Source organism: Clostridium sp. HV4-5-A1G (assembly GCF_900184915.1).
GTDB lineage: Bacteria > Bacillota > Clostridia > Clostridiales > Clostridiaceae > Clostridium_B > Clostridium_B aromativorans.
On the sequence record NZ_FXYI02000274.1, the window covers coordinates 1 to 2992 of the forward strand.

The following is a 2992-nucleotide window of genomic DNA, read 5'->3' on the forward strand; positions in this document are numbered from 1 at the left end:
ATATAATATATTTCAATTTTCTTATTAAATATTTTGATGCTGCAGTGCATCTCTTTCCTCTTAAAAAAACTAAATCTGCATCACAAATTATATTTTTTCATTTTTCTTACAATAGTAGACTGATTTACTTTTAAAACCTTCGCCATCTTTCTACTAGATCCATATTTTCTTTTCACTTCAATAAGAATTTTCTTCTCAGCCCGCTCTAATGATTCTTTAAGTGATGGGGGATTATTCTTTTTTGCTTTAGCTTCTATGGCTTCACACGAGATCCAAGGTAAATCATTGAGCTGTAGATATTCATTGTCACTTATTACAACCATACTTTCAATCGTATTTTTCAGCTGTCGAATATTGCCTGGCCAAGAATATGCCTCGAGTTCTTTCATTACCTCATAGGTAATTTTTTTATTTTGCCCATACTGCCGATTAAATTTACGTATAAACTTTAAAGCTAGCGGCGCGATATCGCTAGTTCTTTCCCTAAGAGGTGGAATCTCTATACTTATTACATTTAATCTAAAAAACAGATCTTCTCGAAAGGTGCCTTCCTTAACCTTTTCTAGTAGGTTCTTATTTGTCGCCGCAATTACCCTAATGTCTATTGATAAAGGATGCGATGAGCCCACCCTTCTTACCGTTCGTGTTTCCAGAACTCTAAGCAATTTTACCTGAAGTTTTAAACTCATCTCACCTATTTCATCTAAAAAAAGAGTCCCTCCATCAGCTGCTTCAAAGAGCCCTGCCTTACCTCCCTTTGCTGCACCTGTAAATGCTCCATTCACATATCCAAATAATTCTGATTCTAAAAGATTCTCAGGAATCGCTCCACAGTTAACTGCAATAAATGGCTTATCTTTTTTCAATGCATTTTTTCTATGTACATAATTTGCCACTATTTCTTTTCCAACCCCAGATTCTCCGGATATAAGTACCGTAATATTAAAATTACTTATTTTTTTTGCTAAAGAAAATATTTCTCTCATCTTCTCATCATTTACCACAATGTCACTATTTTTATTAGCATTATGTTCATCATCGTCAGGATCTTGCTGAAAATAAATTTTTTCCATTTCTCGTGCCTTTGAGAGTTGATCACGAAGTTTATAAATTTCAGAAATATCCCTACAATTAATAACCACTTTCTTAATATCATTTTTCTCATCAAAAACTGGAGTTCCAGTTACCATAATATTCTTTCCACGCTTTGTTGTATGATATAATGAAATAGGTTTTTTCTGCTCTATTACCAAAAGTGCAACCGAATTTTTCATCCAAATAGGATTAATAAGTTCCCTCATATTATGCCCTATCAGCTCTTCTTTTTTAATATCCGTAATTCTTACATAGGATTGATTTACAAGCAAAACGTTAGCTTCACCATCTGTAACAAGGATTCCGTCAAAAGAACCCTCAATTATCTCTTGCAGCTCATTTATTACGTACTCTGTCTTTTCCAGATCTGTAATAAGTGCTAAGGCTTCATAATAATCATACATAATAAATACCCGATTCCCTTGAGTATAGCCCCTTTCATCACGATTTTCGAAATTACGGATGCATAAACTCTTTCCATTAATTAAAATTCGATTTATTTTATTCTCGTTCAAGACGTCATCACTTGGTTGCATTTGCGGAAACACATCAAAAAAACATTTGCCTAAAGCTTTATCTTTTTTAATGCCAGTTAATTGTTCAGCTGCAGGATTAAAGTATTTTATAATAAAATGATTATCTGTAAATACTATACCGTCTGGTGATTGTTTAATTTTTATTTTATTGTTCACCTTTTTAGAACTCATTGTCTTAATCCTCCTTAGTCAGTTTTTTTTATTTTAACTCACTATGAAATTTAATTATATTACTTTACATAAAACAGTTATATAACCCTATGCGCTATGGTTCAGGTTACAGGTTTTATCACTAATAAAAAAATCGTTTTCAAATTATTTTATATTTTCTAACCTCCAATCATTCAACACTAATTTGGATACTTTTAGGAAAATACGGTGAAAATCAACCTTATCCTAACAAAGAGTTGAAATATTTGTTATTATTTATTCTTCGCCTTTAAATATAACTCTTTTTTGTACAAGTTATCAAAAGTTATCAATAAGTTCATAAATCTTTTTTGAAAAAATAGACACTTCAGATTTATGAATTTTATCAATATCGCATGATTATTATTTTGTAATCAATTATAATATTCTGTATAAAATTATCCATAATACCATTAAAATTTTGGATTCTTTTCTAAACGTGAGATGCTGTTCTATTTCTAGGATCAAATATGAAAAAACTGTTGTGATGCAGAAAGCCATCAAATATATTGAACAATATTCATCATATGAGTAAAAGAAAATGCAAATCTTCGAGAAGTATAGTAAAAAAACTAGAGATATATAAGTCTATAGCTGCTGAAAAATTTAAAAAATATAACATATAATTAAAATGATGCAATTTAGCACACAATACGAGTAAATAATAGCACAATTACATCTAATATTTGTGAAAGCTGCACAAAATAATAATAAAAGCCTAAATAAAGCCCTCTTTAATTATTTTTGAAACAATTAGAGATGTAAAAAACTTGTTCTTATGATAACTATCAAATTTATAAAAATAGTTTCTAACTTAACACTTTACTCGTTGGCACAAGTCTTGCTGTCATATTGTTATATAAACAATTTTAAGCTATGAAAGGAATGAATTCAATGACTTTAATGACGGGAAAACAATATTTAGAAAGTATCAGCAAATTAAACCTAAACATATACATGTTAGGAAAAAAGGTGGACAATCCTGTTAATAATTCAATTTTAAAACCGTCTCTTAATTCTGTAAAAATGACTTATGATTTAGCTCAAATTCCTGAATATGAAAATCTGATGACAGCGACTTCAAACTTAACGGGAGAAAAGATCAATAGATTTACCCACTTGCACCAGAGCACGGAGGATTTAGTTAAAAAAGTAAAAATGCAGAGATTATT

Annotated in this window: 2 protein-coding genes; one reads left to right on the forward strand and one right to left on the reverse strand. The window is 30.1% G+C overall.

Annotated features, from left to right (window positions below):
• Positions 1–80: 80 nt before the first annotated feature.
• A complete protein-coding gene (locus J5G60_RS17585) occupies positions 81–1802 on the reverse strand; it encodes a sigma 54-interacting transcriptional regulator (RefSeq protein WP_150356459.1) in 1722 nt (573 codons plus the stop codon).
• Positions 1803–2714: 912 nt separating this feature from the next.
• Between J5G60_RS17585 and J5G60_RS17590 the strand changes: the two genes are divergently transcribed.
• Positions 2715–2992: 4-hydroxyphenylacetate 3-hydroxylase N-terminal domain-containing protein (locus tag J5G60_RS17590; protein ID WP_279237944.1), on the forward strand; the 278-nt coding region annotated here is incomplete at its 3' end.